We start from the raw sequence: 21165 nt of genomic DNA, 5'->3' as shown, positions 1-21165 counted from the left end.
TCATCGACTTATGAACGCTATCAACCTGGCAGAATCCGCCACCCTCGTCAGCGAGCCGTTACGTATCCAACCTGTCCTGGACGCCAAAGGCGTCGTACGCGAAATGGCGCTGGTAGGCGGCCAAAGCTGGCACGGTCCCGCGCTGCTTGCCAACGCCGCCTCGGCCGACGCCCTGCGCCGCGCAGGGCGGGTTTTCCGGGCTGCAGGCTGCATGGCGCCACTGTCGATCGACCATCCGCTGAACGTCAACTCGGACATCCTGCTGCCCCGCCAGCTATGCGAAGACCTGCGCATTGGTGCCGTCGCGGGCGATCAACTGCGCGAAACCCCACAAGAATCGCATCCCAGCCTGCCGATCTACCCCTGCGGCAAAGTCACATACAACGTTCCCCTTAGCGACCGCCTGGCGCACGGCGCCACGCTTTTTCACGGTTACCAGGAACTGCGGCCCGCGCTGCGGGTGCGTTTGCTGCCGTCGGCGCAAGCATCGTTCGGCACGCTTCGCGCCACGGGGCTGCGCGTCGGCATTCCCGAAGGCATCTGCACCCGCCGTCCCCTGCAAGAGCGCTTCTTCAGCCTGCTTGGGCAAGCGTCCCGCCAAGGCCTGAAGGTCCTGGCGCAGGACATCCGCAGGATCGAAGACTTCAACTGGCTGCGCGCGCAGCCCGACGTGCTCTTCCAGGGAGAGGCGCTGTCCATCGCACTAAGCCTGCAGTACGTGCAGGATTGGCTGACCAGCGCCGGTTCCAACTGGCGCGAATTCCAATTGGGGACATAGTCGCGCCCCATCGCTCGGCCGTAGAGCAGGGGGCTTCAAGCCCCCGCGGATCCAAGCTCAAGCCCCGGGCGGATCCAAGCTCAAGCCCACGGCGGATCCGATAAAATCCGCGCATGCTTCCCACTCAAGTCATTCTGGCGCTACTGGTGCTACAGCTTGCGCTACTCATTCCCCTGGTTGCCGTGGCCATCCAGTTCGCGCGCTGGATTCATTGGTGCTTTCTTGCCGCTCCCGACACACGGGGAGAGCGCCCCCGGTTTACCGGACCCGTGCTGGCGCTTATCTTCAGCACCCTGGCCGCCACCGACTTCATCGGCTTCGAGCCATTCCCCACGCTGTCGCAACTGAATCCCGTGCCCGAGGGCGCTCGCGCCTACTTCACGGTGGCGATGCTGGCCCTCGCGGTCTGGTGCTGGGCATACTCCGGCGCAATCCGCAGCCGGTTTCGCGCGATGCTAGGGGCCTCGTAGCGTCTACCCACGTTTCCATTCAGATTCTGCGCGTTTTCGAATACATTCGATTCAGCGCGTTGGCTGGCACGGACGGGCGCCGCCGGTCCTCATCCACCGCAACCGGGGCGACAGCCTCGCCAGGAGGTTCGGGTGATACCACGCCAGTCCGTCGACATAGCCCGCATCCTGCTCGTCATCGTCATGCTGCTGGCTTTGATGATCGGCAGCCTGTACGTCCTTAGGCCCTTCCTGCCGGGCCTCATCTGGGCCACGACCATCGTGGTCGCTACTTGGCCGGTGCTGCTCTCCATCCAGCGGCGTTGCGGCGGCCGGCGCTGGCTGGCAACGGTGGCGATGCTTCTCATCCTGCTGTTCGTGATCGTGCTGCCGTTGTACCAGGCGATTTCGACGCTGGCGCTGCACGGCGGCACCATCATGGCGGCGGTCAAGCGCCTGCCCGATTATGCGTTGCTGGCGCCTCCGTCGTGGGTACACGGCATTCCGCTGGCGGGCCCGAGGATCGCCCTGGAGTGGCAGGCGCTTTCCGACGCCGGCGCCGGCGGCTTGCTGGCGCGCATCGAACCCTACCTGACCACCGCCGCGCACTGGTTGCTGGGCCACGCGGCGATCGTCGGCGTGTTCGTGATGCACATGCTGATCACGGTGATCATCGCCGGCATTCTGTACAGCAAGGGCGACGCCGCAGCGGACTTCGCGCTGCGGTTTTCCAACCGGCTGGCCGGCCCGCGTGGCGTGGCGGCAATCAAGCTTGCCGCGTCCGCGATCCGCGCGGTGGCGCTGGGCATCGTGGTCACGGCGGTGGTGCAATCGGCGCTGGGCGGCATTGGCCTGTGGATTGCCGGGGTGCCGGCGGCCGGCATTCTGACTGCCCTCATGGTGATGCTGTGCCTGGCCCAACTGGGACCGTTACTGCCCATGCTGGGTGGCGTTGCCTGGCTGTTCCAGAACGACATGAAGCTGGCGGCCGCCGTGCTGCTGGTCTGGGCCATCGTGGTTGGCACCTTGGACAACCTGTTGCGGCCGCTGCTCATCAAGCGCGGCGTGAATCTGTCGATGCTGCTCATCCTGTCCGGCGTGCTGGGGGGCATGTTCGCCTTCGGCATCGTCGGGTTGTTCATTGGCCCGGTCATCCTGGCGGTGACGTCGACGCTGTTGAAGGCCTGGATCGACGAGGTGCCGCCGCCGGTGCAGGCCGGTGCGCAGACGGCAGACTTGAAGCCGGAGCCGCCCGAGGGCCTTGGGCAGAAAAGGGCGTAACATCCGTCTCAAGGTGCGGGCCATGTGGCCCGCTTTTCGCAATACCCGGCAATACCGATGACCAAGCTTCTGATCGCGGCGCCCAAAGGCGCTTCTGACCCATTCCTTTACCGCTTCAATCCGCTGTGCCAGGAGGAGGGACGATGAGCAGCACCTTGCGTCCCACCAAACCCGGCACGCTCAGCCTGTCGTCCCGTCCGGCCAAGCGCGCCACGGGAACCCGCAGTGCTCGTCCGCCCAGGTCCGGGCCTTCCGCCCCCGCGGCGGGAACACCCCGCCGCGAGCCTTCCGCCACAAGCCCCAGCGAGGCCAAATCCGGCGTGAAACGCGCCACCGATCGGCCCGCCCGTCCGGCGGCGTCGACGCGGCCAGCGCGTTCCGCAAGCAACGCATCGGCCCGTCCTGCCACAACCGGCACAACCGGCCGCGCCAGCCCGCCGGCCAAGCCGGCTCGTTCTGCCCCAAGCGGCGGGACCGGCAGAGCGCAACTGCCGGTCGAGCCAGGGATGAAGCGCCGCGCCGTAAAGCCCGGCACCGGCGGCGCGGATAGCCGGCAAGGCAGCCGACCGGATCGTGCACCTCAAGGTCGTTCGTCCCAAGATCGCACGCCTAAAGATCGTGCGCCTAAAGATCGTGCGCCTAAAGATCGTTCGCCTCAAGCCAGCGCGAGGCCATCGCGTGGCCAGCGTCCCGCCCAAGCTCCCGCTGCCGCGAACACCGAGCGGCTGGCCAAGCGGCTGGCCACGGAGCTGCCGTGTTCACGCGCAGATGCCGAGCGCTACATCGAAGGAGGCTGGGTCACGGTCAACGGCAAGGTGCAGGAAGAGCCCGGTTTGCGGGTCACGGCCTCGCAGACGGTCAGCCTGCTGCCCGGCGCCAAGCTGGAAGAGGGCCGTCCGGTCACCATCCTGATCCACAAGCCAGCGGGCATGTACGCTGACGACCAGCCTGGTTCGGCACGCGACCTGATCCTGCCCGAGAACCTGATGCCTGGCGACCGTTCCGGCCAGCGCTACTTGAAGCGCATGTTCAACGGACTCAAGCTGGTGACGCCGCTTGAGCGCGCGGCAAGCGGTCTGGTCGTGTACACGCAGGAGTTCGCGGTGGCGCGCAAGCTGGTGGACGAAGGCCGACACGTCGAGCAGGAGTACGTCGCCCAGGTCGAAGGTCAGCTCAGCGAGGCCGATCTGGTCCGCATGCAGCGCGGCATGGCCTATGAGGGCCGCCCGGCCACCCCGATGAAGGTGAGCTGGCAAAACGAAACCCATCTGCGCTTTGCGCTGAAGTCGCCGATGCCCGGTTTTATTGAAGCGGTGTGCGAAGCGGCAGGCCTGCGCCTGCTGGCCCTGCGGCGGCTGCGGATCGGGCGCTTGCCGATGGCAGGCCTTGCGGCCGGGCAATGGCGCTACCGGCTGGAGTACGAGCGATTCTGATGCGCGGACCGACCAGCACCCCGTTCGCCAATCTCCTGAACCGGCCCAGTCCGGAATCCGGCTCGCACCAGGATGCCGGTCTGCCGGATGCCAGACGCCGGCGGATGCTGTTCAATGCTGGCGCCCTGTGTCTGTCGGGGCTTGGCCTGGCGGGCTGCGCCGGCGGCCGGAAAACGTCCTCGCCGGGTGCTCTGAACCGCCCTCCCGCGCCGCCGCCGTCGCACGCGAAACCCTCGGCCGCCCCCGTGCCGGCGTTGCGGCCGGGCGCGAAGGTCGCCATCGTGGCGCCCGCATCCGCCGCGCCCAACGCCAGCGACCTTGCCGCGCAATGGCTCGAAGACCGGGGTTATTTTCCGGTGATCATGCCGGCGTCGCGCACCCGGCTCGACGCTCCGTATGAATACCTGGCGGGCACCGACGTACAGCGCCTGGATGACCTGCACGCGGCGTTCGCCGCGCCGGACATCGGCGCGGTGTGGTGTCTGCAAGGCGGTTTTGGCTCATGGCGCTTGCTGGACAGGCTCGATTACGGGCTGCTGCGCCAACACCCCAAGCCCTTCATCGGTTACAGCGACATCACGGCCTTGCACCTGGCCATGCAGCGCCACGCCGGTTTTGTCACGTTTCATGGGCCGATGCTGGCGCAGGATCTGGTGGCAGGCAAGGGCGAACCCACCGAGTCGCATCTGCTGGCGATGCTGAGCGGCCAGATCGGGGAAGCCGCGTGGATCCAGCCGCCCCCGGACAGCCGGGCCATGGAACTGGTGGCTGGCACCGCAAGCGGGCGGCTGGTGGGCGGCAACCTGGCGCTTATTGCCGCGCTGATCGGTTCCCGGCACGAGATCGACACGCGCGATTCGATTCTGTTTTTCGAAGACGTCAACGAGGCGCTGCCGCGCGTGGACCGGCTCTTGAGCCAACTTGCAGCCGCAGGCAAGTTCGACGGCGTCCAAGGTGTGATCGTGGGCAATTTCACTCGCATCATCGGGACGAATCTGGACGATGCGCAGGCGCAGAGCCTGCTGTATCCGCTGATACTCGAACAGTTCGGCGCTCGAGGCATTCCGGTGCTGGCTGGCTGGCCCAGTGGACACGGCGATCCGAACCTGACCCTGCCGCTCGGGGCGCGCGTCACGTTGGACACCGCGCGGGCAGGGTTGCGGCTGGATCAGGCAGTGATCCGTGTAACCGCTGGCTGATACACTTGAATGCCCCATTAATAGCGCATAAGCGATACTTATGATCTATTAATAGCTCACAAAGCAGCATAGGTTTGCCTCATTAATAGTGCATAAGGCCACTCATGGCGCTATTATTGCGGCATGAAAAAGAAAATCGAACCCAGTTTCGAGGCTGCCGAGGCGTTGGCTCGCCTGGGCGCGCACATCCGCACCGCGCGCCTTCGCCGCAATGAAACCGAAGCCATGCTGGCCAGCCGCATGGGCGTGTCGCGCGCCACCATCAACCGGCTGGAACGCGGCGATGGCGGCGTTTCCCTGGCGCTCGCCGTTGAAGCGTTGTTGCTGTACGGCTTTGGCGACCAAGTGTTCGCATTGGGTGACCCGGACCTCGATGGGGTGGGCAAACGGCTTGACGCCATGCGCCGTCCCGCTCGGGGCAGCGGCAAGGCGCAGCATTCGCATCGCGCCGATCCGTCCAGCCTGTAACCCGGCGGTCGACATCGTGCCTGCCAAGAAAACCAAAACCGTCGAAAGCGAGCTTTTCGTCTATGTGGACATCCGGGGCGAAGCCGTGCTCGCTGGCGTCCTGACCTTGGATGACAGCGACGAGAATCACTTCTTCGCTGAATTCACCTACGTGCAGTCCTACGTGAACGACCCCCGGGCGTTTTCGCTGGATCCGCTCAATCTGCCGCTAACCGACTCAGCCACCACCTACCGGACCGAAAGCCGGTACCAGACGCTGGGCGCCATTTTTGACGCCGCGCCGGATGCCTGGGGCCGCAACGTGATGCGCGTGGACAACGCGGGCGCCCGCGTGACGGAGAACGAAGTGCTGCTCAAGGGGCGGGGCATGGGTGTGGGGGCGCTTTTTTTCAGCGCCCGGCAATTGACACCCAACATGCGCAAGACCTATCGGCTGCCCGAAGTCAGCCAGCTGGATTCGTTGGCCGACCTGCTGACCGACATCGACCAGGGCATCAAGCCCAAGGGGCTATATCGTGACATCCTGGGCAGCTCATGGGATATCGGCGGGGCGCGGCCCAAGACGATCGTGCGGGACGAGGCGGGCGAAATGTGGATTGCCAAGTTTCCGCGCAAGGGCGAATCCTACGACCGCCAGCGCGTGGAATACGCGAACCTGCAGATGGCCAAGGCCATCGGCTTGAACGTGCCGCAGATCCGTCTGGCGCAAACGCATCTGGGCGCCGTGCTGCTGACGCACCGGTTCGATCGCGAGCTGCTGCCGGTCCGGCAGGGCGCGGACCCGGTCATCGCGCGGCGCCACTTCCTTAGCGGCGCGTCGCTCATCAGCCCGTCCGTGCATATCGGCAAACGCGAGCTCGACGGCCCGCGCGGCAAGGCCACGTATTCCTACGCGCGCCTGGCCGACGTGGCGCGCCGTATCTCGTCAAATCCCGTGCAGGATCTGCTCGAACTATACGCGCGCATGATCCTGAACGTCGCGGTCCACAACACCGACGACCATCTGAAGAATGTCGGATTTCTGAAAGACGAAGATGCGCGCACCTACCGGCTGTCGCCGCTTTTTGATGTGGTGACCCAGGAAGGTTCGGCGCGGCACTACCTTCACATTGGCTCCGCCGGCCGCGACAGCACGTTTGCCAATTGCCTGACCGAGTACCGGCGTTTCGGACTCCGGTCGGAAGCGGCCGCCAGGTCGATCATCGACCGCGTGCGGGACGTGGTCGGCGAGCGCAGGCGTTTCTACGAAGAAGCTGGCATGTCGCAGGCCGAAATCGAACACGTCGAGGCCTCATTGATGGCGTGGCGCCAGCCGTGGGAATAGGGCGGCTCAAACCTCGTGAACGGCGTGCGGATCGTAAGCCTGACCGCGCTCGACCATGCGCGCGTGAAAATCTCGGCTCAGTTCGGCCAGCGTGACCTTGCCGAGCCGGTCCAGAAGCAGCTGTTGGGCCTGTTCGAACACGTCGTCCAGCGACGCATTGACCGCCTCTTCGACCAGGCATCCGGGCGATTCGCTGCGGTTGCCCATGGCGAAGATCTCTGGCGCGCCCAGCGCTTCGTAGATATCGCGCAGCGTGACCGATTTGAAATCGCACGAAATCGTCCACCCGCCGCCATGACCTTTTTCGGATCGGACCAGGCCCTGCTGCCGCAGGCCGCCCATGATGCGGCGGATGACGACAGGATTTGTCTGCATGACGCGGCCCAGGTCATCGGAGGTCATGGGACCGGGGCGTTCGGCCATATGCAGCAGAACGTGCAGTACGCCGGAAAGCTTGCTGTCTCTTCTCATGCAACAGATGCTATTGCATGACGGCAGCCATGGTCAACGCGACGCGGCATTCGAAAGGCCGCGCCCCGCGGCAAGGGCATCGATCAGATCCGCTTGGCCTGCCATTCCCCCTTGCCGGCCGCGCTTCCGCTCATGCTGCGGCCGTTTACCTCGCCCGCGTAGCGCACGCCATTGGCGGTGAAGGTGATCGACTTGCCGTCCATCCGGGCGTCGGAGATCGGCACGGACCCCAGCTTGCCCGAGAGCATCTGGTAGTGCTGGTCAAGCTGCAGCGTCTGCCCGCCCAGATCCCATTTGCCCTGCACCTTGGCCGGCACGATCCACAGGAGCGCCGTGCAATAGGTCTGGCAGTTATCGGTAACGGTTTCCGAGGCATCCGGCTCCCAGTCGCCCATGCGGAAGGTGTTTGACACCACGCGCGTGCCGGCTGGCAGCTCCAGTAGTTTGGGCCGCAGCTTCTCGTTGATGGTCGAGAGCAGGAACATCGTGATCACATCGGCCTTGGACAGATCTGTGGTGAAAAGGTCTTGCGCCACGAACGTGGCGCGGTCGGCCACGCCCGCGCGCTGGGCATTTTGGCGCGACAGCTCGACGAGATCCGGGTTGTATTCGATGCCTTGCGCGGTCAGCCCGCGCTGTGCGGCCGTGATGACCGTGCGACCGTCGCCCGAGCCCAGGTCCATCAGCCGGTCCTTGGGTGTGACCTTGGCAATGTCCAGCATCTTGTCCACCAGGGTCTGCGGGGTAGGGACCCAAATGACGTCCTTGCCTTCCTGGCCGACGTCGGGCACGTAGGCTTTCTGGACGCCGGCCTTGGCGGGCGCAGTGGCAGTCTGCGCTATGGCGGCGCCCGCGCTCAGCAGCGTGAACGCCATCGCCGAGGCCAGCATCGCAAGGCGCAGGCGCGGGGTGAATACCTGGGACGCGGTTTTCGAATGGTCGAGGGAGCGTGGCATGGTGAAGGTTCCTTGGACGGTGGAGGATAGGGGAAGAGCCAGTCAGCTTGCGGCCTGGGCGGGCTTGAGCAGGCGCAGCAGTGGCGCGCCGGCCGCTAGCACCGCCAGCCCGATCAGGGCGCCCGCGCCGGCATACATGGCGCTGGACACCACCAGTCCGGCGCAAGTCAGCGCCAGCAGCAAGGGGGGCAGCGGAAAGAGCGGAACGCGAAAAGGACGAGGGCGGTCCGGGTCCAGGCGGCGCAGGCGCCAGACGGAGGCGGCGACCAGCGTCATGAAAAGCCAGAACACCGGCGCCGTGTAGGCCACCATGGTCTGCACGCTGTTCTGGCTGAACGCGCCCAGCGCCACCAGCGCAAGGGTGATCACGCCTTGAACGACTAGCGCGCTGACAGGCGTCTCGTTGCGCGCGCTCCAGCCCGCCAGTGCCTGCAGCCGGGGCACGTCGCGGCCCAGCGCGTAGTACACCCGCGCGCCGGTAATGATGGTGCCGTTGATGGTGCTGAGCGCCGTGGCGCAGATGGTCAGGCTGAGCAGCGCCGCCGCATAGGGTCCTGCGGCCAGCTGCATGACCTCGGCACCCAGGGCGGGCGTGTCCCGCAGTCCCTGTAGCCCGAAGATCTCAAGCAGCGCGATGTTGGTCAGCACGTAGGCGGCGGTGACCACCGCCGTGCCGATGAGCAGCACCCGGCTCATGTTGCGCCCGGGATCGCGCAGTTCGCCGCTGAGATACGCGGCCTCGTTCCAGCCGCCGTAGGTCAGCAGCACGAAGACCATCCCCATGCCGAGCAGCCCGGCGGTATTGCCCGACAGCGGGGCCGGTGAAGCAGCAGTGACAGACTCGCCGCCCGACGCGGTCAGGCTGGCGATCAGCACCGCGGCAAGCGCAATCAAGGTCAGTACCGTGAAAACCCATTGCAGCCGTTTGGAATAACGCGTGCCGATCATGTTCAGGCCCGTCAGAACGACGACGGAGATGGCCGCGTGCACAGCGGGGCCCAGGGATCCCAGGGGCAGAAGCCGTTGCGCGTAATCCCCGTAGATGAATGCCACCACTGCGATCGCGCCGGTCTGGATGACGGAGCATCGCGCCCAGGCGAACATCAGCCCGACGCGCCGTCCCCAAGCGCGGGTCAGATAAAGGTACTCGCCGCCTGCTCCGGGATACGCCGAGCCGAGTTCCGCGTAGCAAAGCGCCCCGACCAGCATGACGAGTCCGCCCGCGCACCAGAGGCCGATATACACCGCTTCCGAATGCGCGTGCTGCGCGACCAGAGGGGGAAAACCGAAGATGCCGATGCCGATGACCACGCCAACAAGGACCATGGTCGCGTCCATGACCGACAGGCCAGTGGGCGCGCGGCTGTTTACCGTATCAGGGACGGCGCTCATGGGAGAGCGCGCCGCAGACATGGATTGGCGCGTAGCGGCAGGCGGGGGACAAGCGGGAAATCCGGGGGGCGCGTGGTGAGGGTGATGGACACATTCGCGGGCAAACGCGAGCGGAGCGATGACATGCAATTCTCCCGGGGTGGACGCGCGGACGGATGCTCAGGGCAAATGTCGGCATATGCTGACAATTGCCTGAACATAAAGCGACCGTGGCCGGCGGCGGAAAGTTCCGCAGGGTTTTCCTGGGTCCGGGTGTCATCCAAAAACAGGTATCAGCAGCTTTCATTATTGATGTAATGCCTGATATTTAGTCTTCAAGCTATTGATATTGAACGAAAGTATATCCAATGAAAAATTCATAGTTGAAGTTGAATATCTAAAGTAATTTCTTAAGTACGGCTGACGTTTTTTTGTCCGCGCGCGTTCAATAAATTCCCACGCACGTTGGAAACGCGCTGCTATCCTGCTTTTTCGTGCGCTCAACCCTGCGTCGCGGCGCGGGGAACGGCATGCCACCGCAATCACAGGAGCATCGACATGAAGCTTTCCCGACACGCGTTGTTTGCCGCCTTGGCGCTGTCCGCCATGACCGGGGCTGCCCCATCGGCCTTGGCGCATCACGGCTGGTCGTGGGCCGAATCCGAACAGATGACGCTGCAAGGCACGGTCGAGCAGGTGCAGATCGCGCCACCGCACCCCTCGCTCAAGGTGCGGGCCAAGGATGGCGTCTGGACCGTCGAGCTTGGCAATCCGAATCAGACGAAGGAAGCCGGTTTCGTGGAAGGCTCCGCCAAACCTGGAGATGCCATCACCGCCGTCGGCAACCGAGACCAGGACGCCGCCGCCAAGCGCATGAAGGCGGTCCAGGTGACCGTTGGCGGCAAGACCTACGATATCTATCCCAGCCGCATCAAGAAGCCCTGACCGCGGGCCGTGGATGCCTGACCTGCTACGACTTGCGCTTGAACAGCTTCAATCCGTGCCGCCAGCGCTGTGGCTGCGCCGGTCCGGCGTTCTCTATCTGCTCGTCAACGCCGCCCATATCGTCGCCATGGGTCTACTGATCGGTTCGATCATTCCGCTGGATCTGCGCCTGCTCGGCGTACTCAAGCCGGGTGCGCTGGCCGTCCTGGCGCCCGTCTTGGCGCGCACGGCCGCAACGGGCTTGGCATTGGCGATGGTGACGGGGGCGCTGCTGTTTTCGGTGCGGCCGCTCGACTACCTGTACAACCCGGCATTCCTGACCAAGATGGGCTTGCTGGCGGCGGGCGCGGTCAACGCCTGGCTGGTGAATCGGGGCAGGGCTTGGGCAAGCGTGGCAAATGGAAGTCCGCCGTCGCCCGCGCTGCGCATTCAGGCGGCGGCCTCTCTGGTGCTGTGGCTGGGCTGCCTGGTGGCGGGGCGCTGGATCGGCTTTCTATAGCCAGGCATCAGCAGTACCCGACCCCCTGCGCATTCACATACAGCGCGAAGAGACACTGCCCGGTGACCATGAACAGCCGATTGCGGCGCGCTCCGCCAAAACACAGGTTGGCGCACCGATCGGGCAGGGCGATGCGGCCGATGGCCGTGGCGTCGGGCGCAAATACCATCACCCCGCTCAACGCCGGGCCCGGGCCCCAGCCCGCCCAGACATTGCCGTCGGTGTCACAACGTATGCCGTCGGGAATCGCGTCGGTGCTTGCCTCGACAAAGGTGCGGCCGTCGTCCAGCGACCCGTCCTGTCCCACCGCGTAGACCAGGATGCGATTCGGCGTCGAACCGTTGTCCACGACATACAGCAGTCGCTCGTCCGGAGAAAAACACAAGCCGTTAGGGTTGTGGATGCTGCTTACCACGGCGTCCAGCCGGCCGGAGTCCGGCTCCAGACGGTAAACATGCGTCGGCAGCTCGGGTTGCGCCTGAAAGCCTTCGTAGTTGGAGAGAATCCCGAATAGCGGGTCGGAGAACCAGACCGACCCATCGCTGTGCACGACAACGTCGTTCGGCGCGTTCAAGCGCTTGCCCTCGAAACGGTCGGCCAGCACCGTCAGCGAGCCATCGTATTCGGTGCGGACCACGCGTCGACCGCCATGTTCGCAGCTGACCAGCCGGCCTTGACGGTCGCGCGTGTTGCCGTTGATGTACCCGGAGGGCTTGCGGTGCACCGATACGGCGCCCGTTTCCTCGTCCCAGCGCATCAGGCGGTTATTGGGGATGTCGCTCCAGACCAGGCACCTCGCGTCACCGAACCACACCGGGCCTTCGCCGTACCGGATGCCGCTCGCCAATCGTTCGACGCCGGCGTTGGTGAGCCGGATCGTCTGGAATCGGGGATCCAGGACCTCAATGGCCGGATCGGGATAGCGCTCGGTGGGTTCCCACATATAGCCTCCTGTATAGGCCGGCGGCAGCTTGCCGGGGTGGCGCCGCCGTGCCCATCCATCGTCAGCAGCAAGCCGCCTGCCTGGACTGCCCATCGTCCGAGCGCGGGCGGCGCCGGGCGTCAGTTACCGCTGGGCAATGACAGGGTGAAGCCGTCCTTGGCCAGGCTTTCGCGGATGTACTGGAACCGCTCGTAGGCCGACAGCGTCAGCGGACCGGTATAGCCTTCGCTCTGCATCTTGCGGGGCGGATAGTCGATGTAGGTCTTCATCAGCGGGGCAACGGCATCGTTGATCATGACCATCGTCCACGTCCGTTCGGTGACGTTGCTCATGAAAATGTCGTAGCGCTCCTGCGGATCGGCCCACAAATCGAATACCTGGGGCACCGTCGCGACGTAGGACTCTGCGCCTTTCCAGCCCAGGTTCGTGTCCACGGCCAGTCCGCCGGTCACCGCGCCGTCGTCGCCGCGCAGGTTGAACACCGCCTTGTAGTTGGCCACGCGCACGGCGCCCGGCGACAGTTCGTTTTCCGTGAAATAGAACCACGCCTTGCGATCGCACTTTCCGGTGCCGAAGAGCACGGGCGTCATGTCGTAGCTGTCGAAGATGATCGGCTTGTCCTCGCGGTCATTCGTGGGCAGTTTCACGCCCGCCACCGCGGCAAAGGTTGCCATCAGGTCCAGGCCGCCCACCAGGCTGTGATCCTTGACGCCCGCCGCGATCTTGCCCGGCATCCAGGCGATGGCTGGCACCCGGTTGCCGCCTTCCCGCACCGTGCCCTTGGTGCCGCGCAGCGGCGTGTAGCCCGCGTCGGGATAGACATCCTGCCAGGCGCCGTTGTCCGTCGTGTAGAACACCAGCGTGTTTTTGTCCAAGCCCAGCTCGCGGATCTTGTCCATGATGCGGCCGATGCGAGAATCCAGCTCCACGACCGAGTCCGCGTACTTGCTCTTGGACAGGGACTTGTGGATGTAGTCCGGATCCGGCATGTTGGGCTGGTGCACCTTCATGAAGTTGATGCTCATGAAGAACGGCTGCTCGGACTTGGCGTTGCGCTCCAGGTAGTCGAGCGATGCCTTCTCCACGTAGCGGTCGAAGAACGGAATCCCGACGACGCCTTCACGGCCGTTCACCATGGGCGTGTCGACGTACTGGCCGTTGATCTTGAATTCCTCGCGCGCTTTCTCTCCCGCGTTGCCGGACAGCGCACCCTTGGTGACCCGCTGGAACATTTCCCGCACGTCGGCGGGCATGTCAGGAAACCAGGTGGGATCGGCGTAGGTGTAGGCATTCAAGTGATAGAGGCCGGCGTACTTCATCTCGTCATAGCCCTGCGCGTTGGGCAGGGCATAGTCGGCTTCGCCCAGGTGCCACTTGCCGGTGAAGAACGTCTTGTAGCCCGCGGTCTTGAGCACCGATCCCAGCGTCCACTCCGCTGCGGGCAAACCGCCGCCCTGGCCTTGGAACGCCACGGTCGTCATGCCGCTGCGATTGGGAATGCGGCCGGTCTGCATGGCCGCGCGGCCGGGGGTGCAACTGGGCTGCGCATAGAACGAAAAGAAGGTCATGCCTTCGCTCGACAGCCGGTCGATGTTGGGCGTCGGCATGCCGCGCCCGATGCCGCCGCCATACGGACCGAGATCGCCAAGTCCGGTGTCGTCCGACACGAGAAGGATGATGTTGGGTTTGCGCGGGTCCTGCGCGACAGCCGGTGCGCAAAGCACCGCGCTGGCCAGGAAAAGCGCTGCGGCACCGCAAGTGAAAGTTCGTTTGGTCGCCATTTTCAACTCCGCTGTTTGAGAGTGAAACCAACCGCACGACGCTGCAAACCGTGCGGTTCACATTGGCCTACGTACTTGGGGGGAGCGTTCATGCCGGGATGCGCGATTCGCATGGCTGAACCGCAATAATTTTCATCCTAAGTCCACATATGTCAACGGAATTCTTGGCCGCGCGCGCAGAATGCCGCGCCGCTGATCCGCGCAGACCAGAGCGCGAGCACCCCCCCTTCGTATTGGCGTGGCGGGCACGGCCGGCGGCTGTGCCGCAGCGTTGCCAGACGAGGCACGTAGCCCGTATCGTTGTTCCGTCCCGGCGCGCGTTGGCAAGCGGGCGGCGGGCGCATCTCGGTGACCGGACGTGCGGGGTTCTCATGGGCTACTCGTTTCTCCTGGCGGGACTGGCGATGGGGTTTTTCTTGGCGCTGTTTTGCGCCATTGCGTTGGGAAAGCGACTGGGCGCAAGGCAGCAGGAGAAGGGAGGGGCGGGCGTGGCCGCCATCGAGGCCTCGGTGTTTGCGCTGCTGGGACTGCTGGTGGCGTTTACCTTTTCGGGCGCCGCGCAGCGCATGGCCGAGCGGCGCAATCTGGTGATTCAGGAAGTCAACGCCATCGGCACGGCCTGGCTGCGCATCGACCTGCTGGATGCTGCCGACCAGTCCACCGTCCGTGGACACTTCCGCGATTACGTCGACCAGCGGATCCTGTATGAGCGCCATGTCGCGGATGTGACCGCGCGCGCCGGCATTGCGGCCAAGGCGTCCGCGCTGCAGCAGGATATCTGGCGCGCGTCGATCGCCGCGGCGAAAAACGGCGTACCGCCGCCGCTGGCCGCGTCGTACGTCGCCGCCGTGAACGACATGTTCGACGCCGCGACCTCGCTCTCCGCCGCCCAGAAGGTGCATCCACCGCTCGCGGCGTACGTGTTCCTGGGCTTTCTGGCGTTGACGGGCGCGTTTCTGGTGGGCGTGAATCTGGCGGCCGCCAAACGGCAAACGTTGCTGCATCAGTGCATCTATGCCGTGGTGATGACCGCGGCGCTCTACATCATCGTCGACTTCGAATTTCCGCGGATCGGCACGATACGCATCGACCAGAGCGACGCCTTGCTGGTCGCGCAGCGGGCAAGCATGGGCACTCCGGACGGCAGTCACTGACATCGGGTAGCGGGGGCCTGCGCGTCCGGTGCAACCGCACTAGCGCAACTGCGCTTTGCCGGAACGCCGCAACCATGCTTATATTTTTGAAGATTTTCCCAGCCCGTCGCGGGCCGGCCTCTGGGAGACCACCATGGCGCTGAGCGATGTACGGGGCAACCCGGTTTCCAGCGATGAACCGGCATCAATGGCCGCCTACGAGCGGGCGCAAAGCTTGTTTCATGGCTACTACGGCGATCCGCTGGGCGTCATTGACGAGGCCTTGGCCGATGACCCCGTTTTCGTGATGGGCCATCTGCTGCGCGCGGGAATGATGATCACCGCCAGCGACAAATGCGTCGAACCGCTGCTGCGCGAAAGCGTGCAAGCCGCCGAAGCGCTCTACGACATTGCCAACGATCGCGAACGCCGCCACGCCGCCGCGGCCCGCGCCTGGCTCGACGGGGAGTTCTCCCGATCCTTGCGGCGCTATGCCGACATCCTTGCCGACTATCCGCACGACACGCTGGCGCTGCAGGTTGGCCACATTGGCGATTTCCTGCTCGGCCGCTCGACCATGCTGCGCGACCGCGTCGCCGGCATCCTGCCCGCCTGGGACCGCTCGATGCCCGACTACGGCTACGTCTTGGGCATGCATGCGTTCGGCTTGGAAGAGACGAATCTCTACGGCCCGGCCGAGGCGCAAGGGCGCCGCGCGCTAGAGCTCAACCCGCGCGATCCCTGGGCCGTGCACGCCGTCGCCCACGTCCTGGAAATGCAGGGCCGGATCGACGAGGGTATCGCCTGGCTGAACGGAAGACGGGGCGACTGGTCCGAGGACAACATGCTGGCCATCCACAACTGGTGGCATCTGGCTCTGTTTCAGCTGGATCGCGACGAGATTGGCGACGTGCTGGCGTTGTACGACAGCAGGCTGCGCGAAGCTTCCACGGGCCAGGTGCTGGATCTGATCGACGCCTCCGCCATGCTGTGGCGTCTGCATTTGCGAGGCGTGGATGCCGGCTCGCGATGGCGCCAACTTGCCGATGTCTGGCAGACGCGTGGCGGCGCGGGGTTCTACGCCTTCAATGACGTGCATGCGCTGATGGCCTATCTGGGCGCGGGTGACGGCGCTGCCGCCCAGGCGCTCATCGAGTCGATGGAAACGGCCGCGGACGGCACGGGCACGAACGCGATGATGACCCGGGATGTGGGATTGCCGGTGGCGCACGCGCTGGCCGCGTTCGCCCGGCAAGACTACGCGCTTGCCGTCAACCTGCTGCGGGACGTGCGCCTTATTGCGCATCGATTCGGCGGCAGCCACGCGCAGCGCGACGTGCTGGCGCTGACATTGGTGGAAGCGGCGTTGCGAGACGGCGCGCGCTCTCTGGCCAAGGTGCTGACTGCCGAACGCATGGCCCTCAAGCCCGGCAGCGCGGGCAACCGCGCGCTTGCCGCGCGGGCCGCAGCGCTGTAGGTGGCGGCACGCACGGCGGCCTGGTGCCGGCTATGCGCGCCTGACGGAGAAAGCGCATGAAAAGACGAGCCAGTATTGGAATTGCAGTGGCAGCCATCCTTTGCACGGCAGGCGCCATCGGCGCCTATGTCGCGGTCTCCGCGCCCGCGAAGGACGTTCCCGTCGTCAAGCTGGGAGACGGCAAGCAAGGCCCGGCGGGAATGGCGTGGATCCCCGGCCATGAGTTCCTGATGGGCAACGATCATCAGATGTCGCAACCGAATGAGCGGCCGGCGCACAAGGTGCGCGTGAGCGGGTTCTGGATGGACGTTCATGATGTCACCAACGCGCAATTCCGCCGCTTTGTCGAGGCGACCGGCTATGTCACGACCGCCGAGAAAAAGCCGCGCTGGGAAGACCTGCGCGTCCAGCTTCCCGCGGGGACGCCACGTCCGGATGACAGTGCGTTGCAGGCGGGCGCCATGGTGTTCGTCGGCACGCAAACCGAGGTGTCGCTGCGAGACTACTCGCGCTGGTGGCGTTTTGTTCCCAGCGCGAATTGGCGGCATCCCGAGGGGCCGCACAGCACCATCGCCGGCAAGGACGACCATCCGGTGGTGCAGGTGTCTTATGAAGATGCGCTGGCCTACGCCAAGTGGACGGGCAAGCGGCTTGCGACCGAAGCCGAATGGGAGTTCGCCGCGCGAGGCGGCCTCGCGCAGGCGACCTACACGTGGGGCAACGAGCTGTCGCCGCAAGGCCGGGCCATGGCAAACATCTGGGACACGCGCCAGGCGCAACCGTTTCCGGTCGTGAAAGATGAAAAAGTGCAGGTCGGCACCACGCCCGTGGGCAGTTTTTCGCCCAATGGCTATGGCTTGTACGACATGGCCGGGAACGTCTGGCAATGGACGTCGGACTGGTACCGCGCGGACGCTTTCAGGATTCAGGCGCAATATCGCCAGCCGCCGCAAGACCCCGCCGGACCGGCGAACAGCTTCGACCCTGATGAACCCGGCATGCCGGCATCGGCGCCCAAGCGCGTGACCCGGGGCGGGTCCTTTCTGTGCAGCGATACCTATTGCATCAGCTACCGCGCCAGCGCACGGCGCGGCACGGACCCGCTCAATCCCATGTCCCACATCGGGTTCCGAACCGTCATGACGCCGCAGCAATGGAAGATGGCGCAGGCAGCGCAGGGCAGCATCGCCAGCCGTTGAGTGTGCGGCAGGCAGGAAGCGGGCAGGGCAGGCAATTGCCGCCGGTCTGGCAGGGCACGCGCGCGTTGCGCGCATTCCGGGGAAGATCATGCACGCTTCATTCGAACACCAATATGCGCGTCGGCTCGCCTGGATCTGGCTGTGGATTCTTTTCCTGCTGGCCGGGTGCGCGTCATCCGGCCGCGAGAGCCAAGCCGGGTTGTTGTCCTGGACCGATGGCCCCTCCCGCACGGCGATCGTGGCGTTCGTGAAGGCGGTCACCGACCCGGCCAGCCCGGAATTCGTGCCCGCCGAGGACCGCATCGCGGTGTTCGACAACGACGGCACGCTGTGGAGCGAGAAGCCCATCTACTTCCAGGTCATGTTCTCGATGGATGAAGTGCATGCGCTGGCGCCGTCACATCCGGACTGGTATACCCGCCCGCCTTTCATGGCAGTGCTGCAGGGCGACCACGAGGCCGTGGCCCGATCGGGCGTGCACGGCATGATGGAGATCTTGCTGGCAACCAACACCGGCATGCCGGTGGGCCAGTACACGCAGCGCGTGGACCAGTGGCTGGACACCGCCCGCCACCCGCGCACCAAGCTGCCCTACGACAGCATGACGTACATGCCGATGCGCGAACTGCTGGACTACCTGCGCGCCAACGGTTTCACGACCTACATTGTGTCGGGCGGGGAAACGGAGTTCATGCGCGCCTGGACCGCGCAGGCCTACGGCATCCCGCCCGAACAGGTGATTGGCACCCTGTTTGGCAGCGAATTCGTGACGAGCGGCAGTGGATTCGAACTCATGCGGCTGCCCAAGCTGGACTTCAACAACGACGGCCCGGGCAAGCCCGTGGCGATCCAGCGCCATATCGGCAAGCGTCCGATCATGGCGTTCGGCAATTCCGACGGCGACTTGCAGATGCTGCAGTGGACGACGACCGGGCCAGGCAGACGCTTCGGAGGCATCGTGCACCACACCGACGCCAAGCGCGAGTGGGCCTACGACCGGCACTCCAGCGTGGGCCGGCTCGACAAGGCGCTGGACGAGGCGCCCGCCCGAGGCTGGACGGTCGTGGACATGGAGAAGGAGTGGAAACGGATCTACGCGCAACCGTGGCCTTGAGACGCGTCATTTCTGCATGACATAGCTGCCCGGCGCGGCCATCGGCGCGCCAGGATCGTCGTCGGGCCGCCGCCCGGCAACGCCGGACGGTGCGGGCCGCAAGGGCCCTGAGCGATGCGCCAGCCACTCGGTCCACGTCGGCCACCACGATCCCCCGCATTGCATGGTCGCGGCCAGCCATTCGTCCGGACCCGCGCGCAGATCATCCTTCGGCCCCGCGGAAAGCCGGTGCCAGCGGCCCGGATGCCCCGGCTCGCTCACGACGCCGGCATTATGGCCGCCGCTGGTCAAGACGTAGCGTATGTCCGCGTCCGTCAGGTAATGGATCTTGAATACGGAACGCCAGGGCGCGATGTGATCGTTGACCGCACCCAGCGCAAAGATGGGCGTGCGGATGTTGCGCAAGGCAATCGTGCGGCCGTTCACCTCGAATCGTCCGGCCGCCAGTTCGTTGTTCAGAAACAGTTTGCGCAGATACTCCGCATGCATCCGGTACGGCATGCGCGTCGAATCGGCATTCCAGGCGACGAGGTCGTTCGGAAGGATGCGCTGACCCAGAAAATAGGTCTGCACCGCGCGGCTGGCGACATCCTCGATGGGCCGCAAGGACTGGAAGGCCGCAGCCATTTGCCCGGCGGACAGGTAGCCTTGCGCCCACATGACGCTTTCCAGCATGTGCACCTCGCTCGCGTCGATGTACAAGCCCAGGCCACCGGGCTCGGTAAAGTCGGTCTGCGCCGCGAGCAGGGAGATCGTGGCAAGGCGGTCGTCCGCGTCGCCTGCCATGGTCGCGGCCGCGATGGCCAGCAGCGTGCCGCCCAGGCAGTACCCAACCGCATGCACGCGCTGGCCGGGCACGCATCGATTGACCGCCGCCATTGCCGCCATGAAGCCCAGGCGCCGGTAGTCGTCCAGGGAGAGGTCGCGGTCGCGCGCATCGACGTTGCGCCATGAGATGCAGAACACCGTGAACCCTTGCGCCACCAGGTAGCGGATCAGGGAATTTTCAGGCGACAGATCCAGCACGTAGTACTTCATGATCCACGCCGGCGTGATCAAAATGGGCTCCGGACGCACCTGCGGCGTCGAGGGCGCGTACTGGATCAGTTCGATCAAGTGATTGCGGTACACCACCGTGCCGGGGGTCACCGCCACGTTGACGCCCACCTCGAACCGTTCCAGGCCGGGTTCCGGCAGGCCCAACAGCCTGTGCCGCACGTCCTCTGCCAGATGTCCCATCCCTTGAACCAGGTTCAGGCCCTTGTCGGTCACCGTGCGCTCAATCACTTCGGGGTTGGACCAGAAAAAGTTGGCCGGCGCAAAGACGTCGCACCATTGGCTTGCGCAGAAGGAAACGACGTCGGCGTGATGGGCGGAGACTCCCGGCACACGCGTCGTGGCCTCGGCCCACCACTTGCGCGCTTCGGAAAAGCAATGCTGCCAATATTGGAAGGGTTCAGCCCGCCAGGCCGGCGCGGCGCACCTGCGGTCAAGGGCTGCCTCGGGACAGACGTGAGGGCGGCCCGCCAGGGCCATCGCGGCATGCGCGCTGAGCGCCTGGATGGCGTTTCCCGCCTGCAGCGCCAATCCGATCTGCTTGCCAGGCGCGGCCCCCAGGTGGATCAACCAGTCGGCCATCGCGAGCGCAAGGGCGCTTGGTGAAATGCCGCCCGTCAGCTGCGCGATGAGCGCCGCCTTGAAGTAGTCCAGCGCCGCCAGCGCGTTGTCCGCGCCACGCGGCGCCGATGCCGACGGGTCGGTAACGGATTCCGCGGCCGGATGCGCCTTCGCGGCCCTCACATGCGTCATTGGCTGGCGCGCGTCATTGCGGCCACGGCATTGCCGTCGGCCAGGAATTTGGCCGTGCTTTCCGCGATCTGCGACATTCTTTCTTGCCAGGGATTCTTGCTCTCACGCAGAGCTGCGGCGGTCATGGTGGATGTCTCGCGCGCGATTTTCTCCATTTCCTTCAGATAACTGAACTCGCGGCCCATCAGATCCGTCATCAATTTCTGGTGCAGGGCGCACATGGCGGTCAGAGACGTCGCAGCGTTGACCTGCGCATTGGCTTCCTGAGCGAATGCCAGCATTTCCTTGTCGGTCTTGAGCTGCAGCGAGCGCAGTTGCCGCGCGAATTCGAAATAACCGGTGGCCGCGGCCAGCGCAGAATGAATTCCGTATTTGTATAGCGCCACGTAGGGTTCATAGTCGGGTTGCATAAGGTCATCCTCCAGGTCACGTGTAACCGCTCGACGCGGCACTTCGGCGGCCGACCGGCTTGCTCCAGCCAGAATAGGCCTGCCCGCGACCGGGATGTTGACCAAACTCAAGTTCCGAACGACAT

General features: G+C 65.1%; 20 protein-coding genes. 13 read left to right on the top strand and 7 right to left on the bottom strand.

The window, feature by feature from the left end; all coding sequences use genetic code 11:
• The first annotated feature begins 10 nt into the window (after positions 1–10).
• From KVT32_RS08160 to KVT32_RS08130, 7 genes are all read left to right on the top strand, one after another.
• On the top strand, positions 11–778 hold the full coding sequence (locus tag KVT32_RS08160) for a hypothetical protein (RefSeq protein WP_056317846.1): 768 nt from the start codon (positions 11–13) through the stop codon (positions 776–778).
• Positions 779–891: 113 nt separating this feature from the next.
• A complete protein-coding gene (locus KVT32_RS08155) occupies positions 892–1248 on the top strand; it encodes a hypothetical protein (protein WP_152384452.1) in 357 nt (118 codons plus the stop codon).
• Positions 1249–1380: 132 nt separating this feature from the next.
• Positions 1381–2508 carry an AI-2E family transporter YdiK gene (gene ydiK, locus KVT32_RS08150; protein WP_371825572.1) on the top strand — a complete coding sequence of 376 codons (1128 nt, stop codon included), beginning with the start codon at positions 1381–1383 and terminating at the stop codon, positions 2506–2508.
• A 725-nt stretch (positions 2509–3233) separates the two neighbouring features.
• Positions 3234–3941 carry an RNA pseudouridine synthase gene (locus KVT32_RS08145; protein WP_056318758.1) on the top strand — a complete coding sequence of 236 codons (708 nt, stop codon included), beginning with the start codon at positions 3234–3236 and terminating at the stop codon, positions 3939–3941.
• Positions 3941–5140, top strand: coding sequence for an LD-carboxypeptidase (locus KVT32_RS08140; RefSeq protein WP_371825571.1), 1200 nt, complete (start codon positions 3941–3943; stop codon positions 5138–5140). Before KVT32_RS08145 ends, KVT32_RS08140 begins: the two co-directional genes overlap by 1 nt.
• 123 nt (positions 5141–5263) lie before the next feature.
• A complete protein-coding gene (locus KVT32_RS08135) occupies positions 5264–5608 on the top strand; it encodes a helix-turn-helix domain-containing protein (protein ID WP_175234482.1) in 345 nt (114 codons plus the stop codon).
• A 16-nt stretch (positions 5609–5624) separates the two neighbouring features.
• On the top strand, positions 5625–6932 hold the full coding sequence (locus tag KVT32_RS08130) for a type II toxin-antitoxin system HipA family toxin (protein WP_227741226.1): 1308 nt from the start codon (positions 5625–5627) through the stop codon (positions 6930–6932).
• A gap of 6 nt (positions 6933–6938) precedes the next feature.
• On the opposite strand, the gene KVT32_RS08125 is transcribed toward KVT32_RS08130, so the two are convergent.
• The 3 genes from KVT32_RS08125 to KVT32_RS08115 all read right to left on the bottom strand — a co-directional run bounded on the left by KVT32_RS08125 (position 6939) and on the right by KVT32_RS08115 (position 9751).
• Positions 6939–7403, bottom strand: a complete 465-nt coding sequence (locus KVT32_RS08125; protein ID WP_217617991.1) for an Rrf2 family transcriptional regulator — start codon at positions 7401–7403, stop codon at positions 6939–6941.
• An 83-nt stretch (positions 7404–7486) separates the two neighbouring features.
• Positions 7487–8359, bottom strand: a complete 873-nt coding sequence (locus KVT32_RS08120) for a methyltransferase domain-containing protein (RefSeq protein WP_217617990.1) — start codon at positions 8357–8359, stop codon at positions 7487–7489.
• Between the two features lie 42 nt (positions 8360–8401).
• A complete protein-coding gene (locus KVT32_RS08115) occupies positions 8402–9751 on the bottom strand; it encodes an APC family permease (protein WP_217617989.1) in 1350 nt (449 codons plus the stop codon).
• 537 nt (positions 9752–10288) lie between these two features.
• Here KVT32_RS08115 and KVT32_RS08110 point away from each other — a divergent pair.
• Positions 10289–10675, top strand: a complete 387-nt coding sequence (locus KVT32_RS08110; protein ID WP_128830281.1) for a DUF6152 family protein — start codon at positions 10289–10291, stop codon at positions 10673–10675.
• Positions 10676–10688: 13 nt separating this feature from the next.
• The gene (locus tag KVT32_RS08105) at positions 10689–11174 is read left to right on the top strand and encodes a DUF6644 family protein (RefSeq protein WP_152384455.1); all 486 of its coding nucleotides are present in this window, start codon (positions 10689–10691) and stop codon (positions 11172–11174) included.
• Positions 11175–11181: 7 nt separating this feature from the next.
• Here KVT32_RS08105 and KVT32_RS08100 read toward each other — a convergent pair whose 3' ends face one another.
• Both KVT32_RS08100 and KVT32_RS08095 read right to left on the bottom strand, forming a co-directional pair.
• A complete protein-coding gene (locus KVT32_RS08100) occupies positions 11182–12117 on the bottom strand; it encodes an SMP-30/gluconolactonase/LRE family protein (RefSeq protein WP_217617988.1) in 936 nt (311 codons plus the stop codon).
• A 119-nt stretch (positions 12118–12236) separates the two neighbouring features.
• A complete protein-coding gene (locus tag KVT32_RS08095) occupies positions 12237–13898 on the bottom strand; it encodes an arylsulfatase (RefSeq protein ID WP_217617987.1) in 1662 nt (553 codons plus the stop codon).
• A 149-nt stretch (positions 13899–14047) separates the two neighbouring features.
• Here KVT32_RS08095 and KVT32_RS08090 point away from each other — a divergent pair, with 149 nt between their 5' ends.
• The 4 genes from KVT32_RS08090 (at position 14048) to KVT32_RS08075 (ending at position 18821) form a co-directional block, all read left to right on the top strand.
• Positions 14048–15052 carry a hypothetical protein gene (locus KVT32_RS08090; protein WP_312539017.1) on the top strand — a complete coding sequence of 335 codons (1005 nt, stop codon included), beginning with the start codon at positions 14048–14050 and terminating at the stop codon, positions 15050–15052.
• A 133-nt stretch (positions 15053–15185) separates the two neighbouring features.
• Complete coding sequence (locus tag KVT32_RS08085; RefSeq protein ID WP_175155484.1) at positions 15186–16508, top strand: tetratricopeptide repeat protein; 1323 nt, start codon at positions 15186–15188, stop codon at positions 16506–16508.
• 56 nt (positions 16509–16564) lie between these two features.
• Positions 16565–17707 (top strand): formylglycine-generating enzyme family protein, encoded by a 1143-nt coding sequence (locus KVT32_RS08080; RefSeq protein ID WP_217617986.1) that lies wholly within the window; start codon positions 16565–16567, stop codon positions 17705–17707.
• A gap of 88 nt (positions 17708–17795) precedes the next feature.
• Positions 17796–18821, top strand: a complete 1026-nt coding sequence (locus KVT32_RS08075) for an HAD family phosphatase (RefSeq protein ID WP_217617985.1) — start codon at positions 17796–17798, stop codon at positions 18819–18821.
• 6 nt (positions 18822–18827) lie between these two features.
• Here the strand turns inward: KVT32_RS08075 and KVT32_RS08070 are convergent, their stop codons facing one another.
• Positions 18828–20630: an alpha/beta hydrolase gene (locus KVT32_RS08070; protein WP_217617984.1), complete on the bottom strand. Its 1803-nt coding sequence runs from the start codon at positions 20628–20630 to the stop codon at positions 18828–18830.
• Positions 20627–21145, bottom strand: a complete 519-nt coding sequence (locus KVT32_RS08065) for a hypothetical protein (protein ID WP_217617983.1) — start codon at positions 21143–21145, stop codon at positions 20627–20629. The genes KVT32_RS08070 and KVT32_RS08065 overlap by 4 nt, the downstream gene beginning before the upstream one ends.
• Positions 21146–21165 lie beyond the last annotated feature (20 nt).

The organism is Achromobacter sp. GbtcB20, from assembly GCF_019091095.1.
GTDB classification, from domain to species: Bacteria; Pseudomonadota; Gammaproteobacteria; order Burkholderiales; family Burkholderiaceae_B; genus Achromobacter; species Achromobacter mucicolens.
The sequence above is the reverse complement of the archived record's forward strand: the minus strand, read 5'-3'. Positions and strand labels throughout refer to the sequence as shown.

Bases quoted from the DNA above. Each gene is read 5' to 3' on its own strand.
- KVT32_RS08160 (WP_056317846.1), top strand. From the start codon at position 11: ATGAACGCTATCAACCTGGCAGAATCCGCCACCCTCGTCAGCGAGCCG.
- KVT32_RS08155 (WP_152384452.1), top strand. From the start codon at position 892: ATGCTTCCCACTCAAGTCATTCTGGCGCTACTGGTGCTACAGCTTGCG.
- KVT32_RS08140 (WP_371825571.1), top strand. From the start codon at position 3,941: ATGCGCGGACCGACCAGCACCCCGTTCGCCAATCTCCTGAACCGGCCC.
- KVT32_RS08135 (WP_175234482.1), top strand. From the start codon at position 5,264: ATGAAAAAGAAAATCGAACCCAGTTTCGAGGCTGCCGAGGCGTTGGCT.
- KVT32_RS08125 (WP_217617991.1), bottom strand. From the start codon at position 7,403: ATGAGAAGAGACAGCAAGCTTTCCGGCGTACTGCACGTTCTGCTGCAT.
- KVT32_RS08120 (WP_217617990.1), bottom strand. From the start codon at position 8,359: ATGCCACGCTCCCTCGACCATTCGAAAACCGCGTCCCAGGTATTCACC.
- KVT32_RS08115 (WP_217617989.1), bottom strand. From the start codon at position 9,751: ATGAGCGCCGTCCCTGATACGGTAAACAGCCGCGCGCCCACTGGCCTG.
- KVT32_RS08110 (WP_128830281.1), top strand. From the start codon at position 10,289: ATGAAGCTTTCCCGACACGCGTTGTTTGCCGCCTTGGCGCTGTCCGCC.
- KVT32_RS08105 (WP_152384455.1), top strand. From the start codon at position 10,689: ATGCCTGACCTGCTACGACTTGCGCTTGAACAGCTTCAATCCGTGCCG.
- KVT32_RS08100 (WP_217617988.1), bottom strand. From the start codon at position 12,117: ATGTGGGAACCCACCGAGCGCTATCCCGATCCGGCCATTGAGGTCCTG.
- KVT32_RS08095 (WP_217617987.1), bottom strand. From the start codon at position 13,898: ATGGCGACCAAACGAACTTTCACTTGCGGTGCCGCAGCGCTTTTCCTG.
- KVT32_RS08090 (WP_312539017.1), top strand. From the start codon at position 14,048: ATGTCAACGGAATTCTTGGCCGCGCGCGCAGAATGCCGCGCCGCTGAT.
- KVT32_RS08085 (WP_175155484.1), top strand. From the start codon at position 15,186: ATGGCGCTGAGCGATGTACGGGGCAACCCGGTTTCCAGCGATGAACCG.
- KVT32_RS08080 (WP_217617986.1), top strand. From the start codon at position 16,565: ATGAAAAGACGAGCCAGTATTGGAATTGCAGTGGCAGCCATCCTTTGC.
- KVT32_RS08075 (WP_217617985.1), top strand. From the start codon at position 17,796: ATGCACGCTTCATTCGAACACCAATATGCGCGTCGGCTCGCCTGGATC.
- KVT32_RS08070 (WP_217617984.1), bottom strand. From the start codon at position 20,630: ATGACGCATGTGAGGGCCGCGAAGGCGCATCCGGCCGCGGAATCCGTT.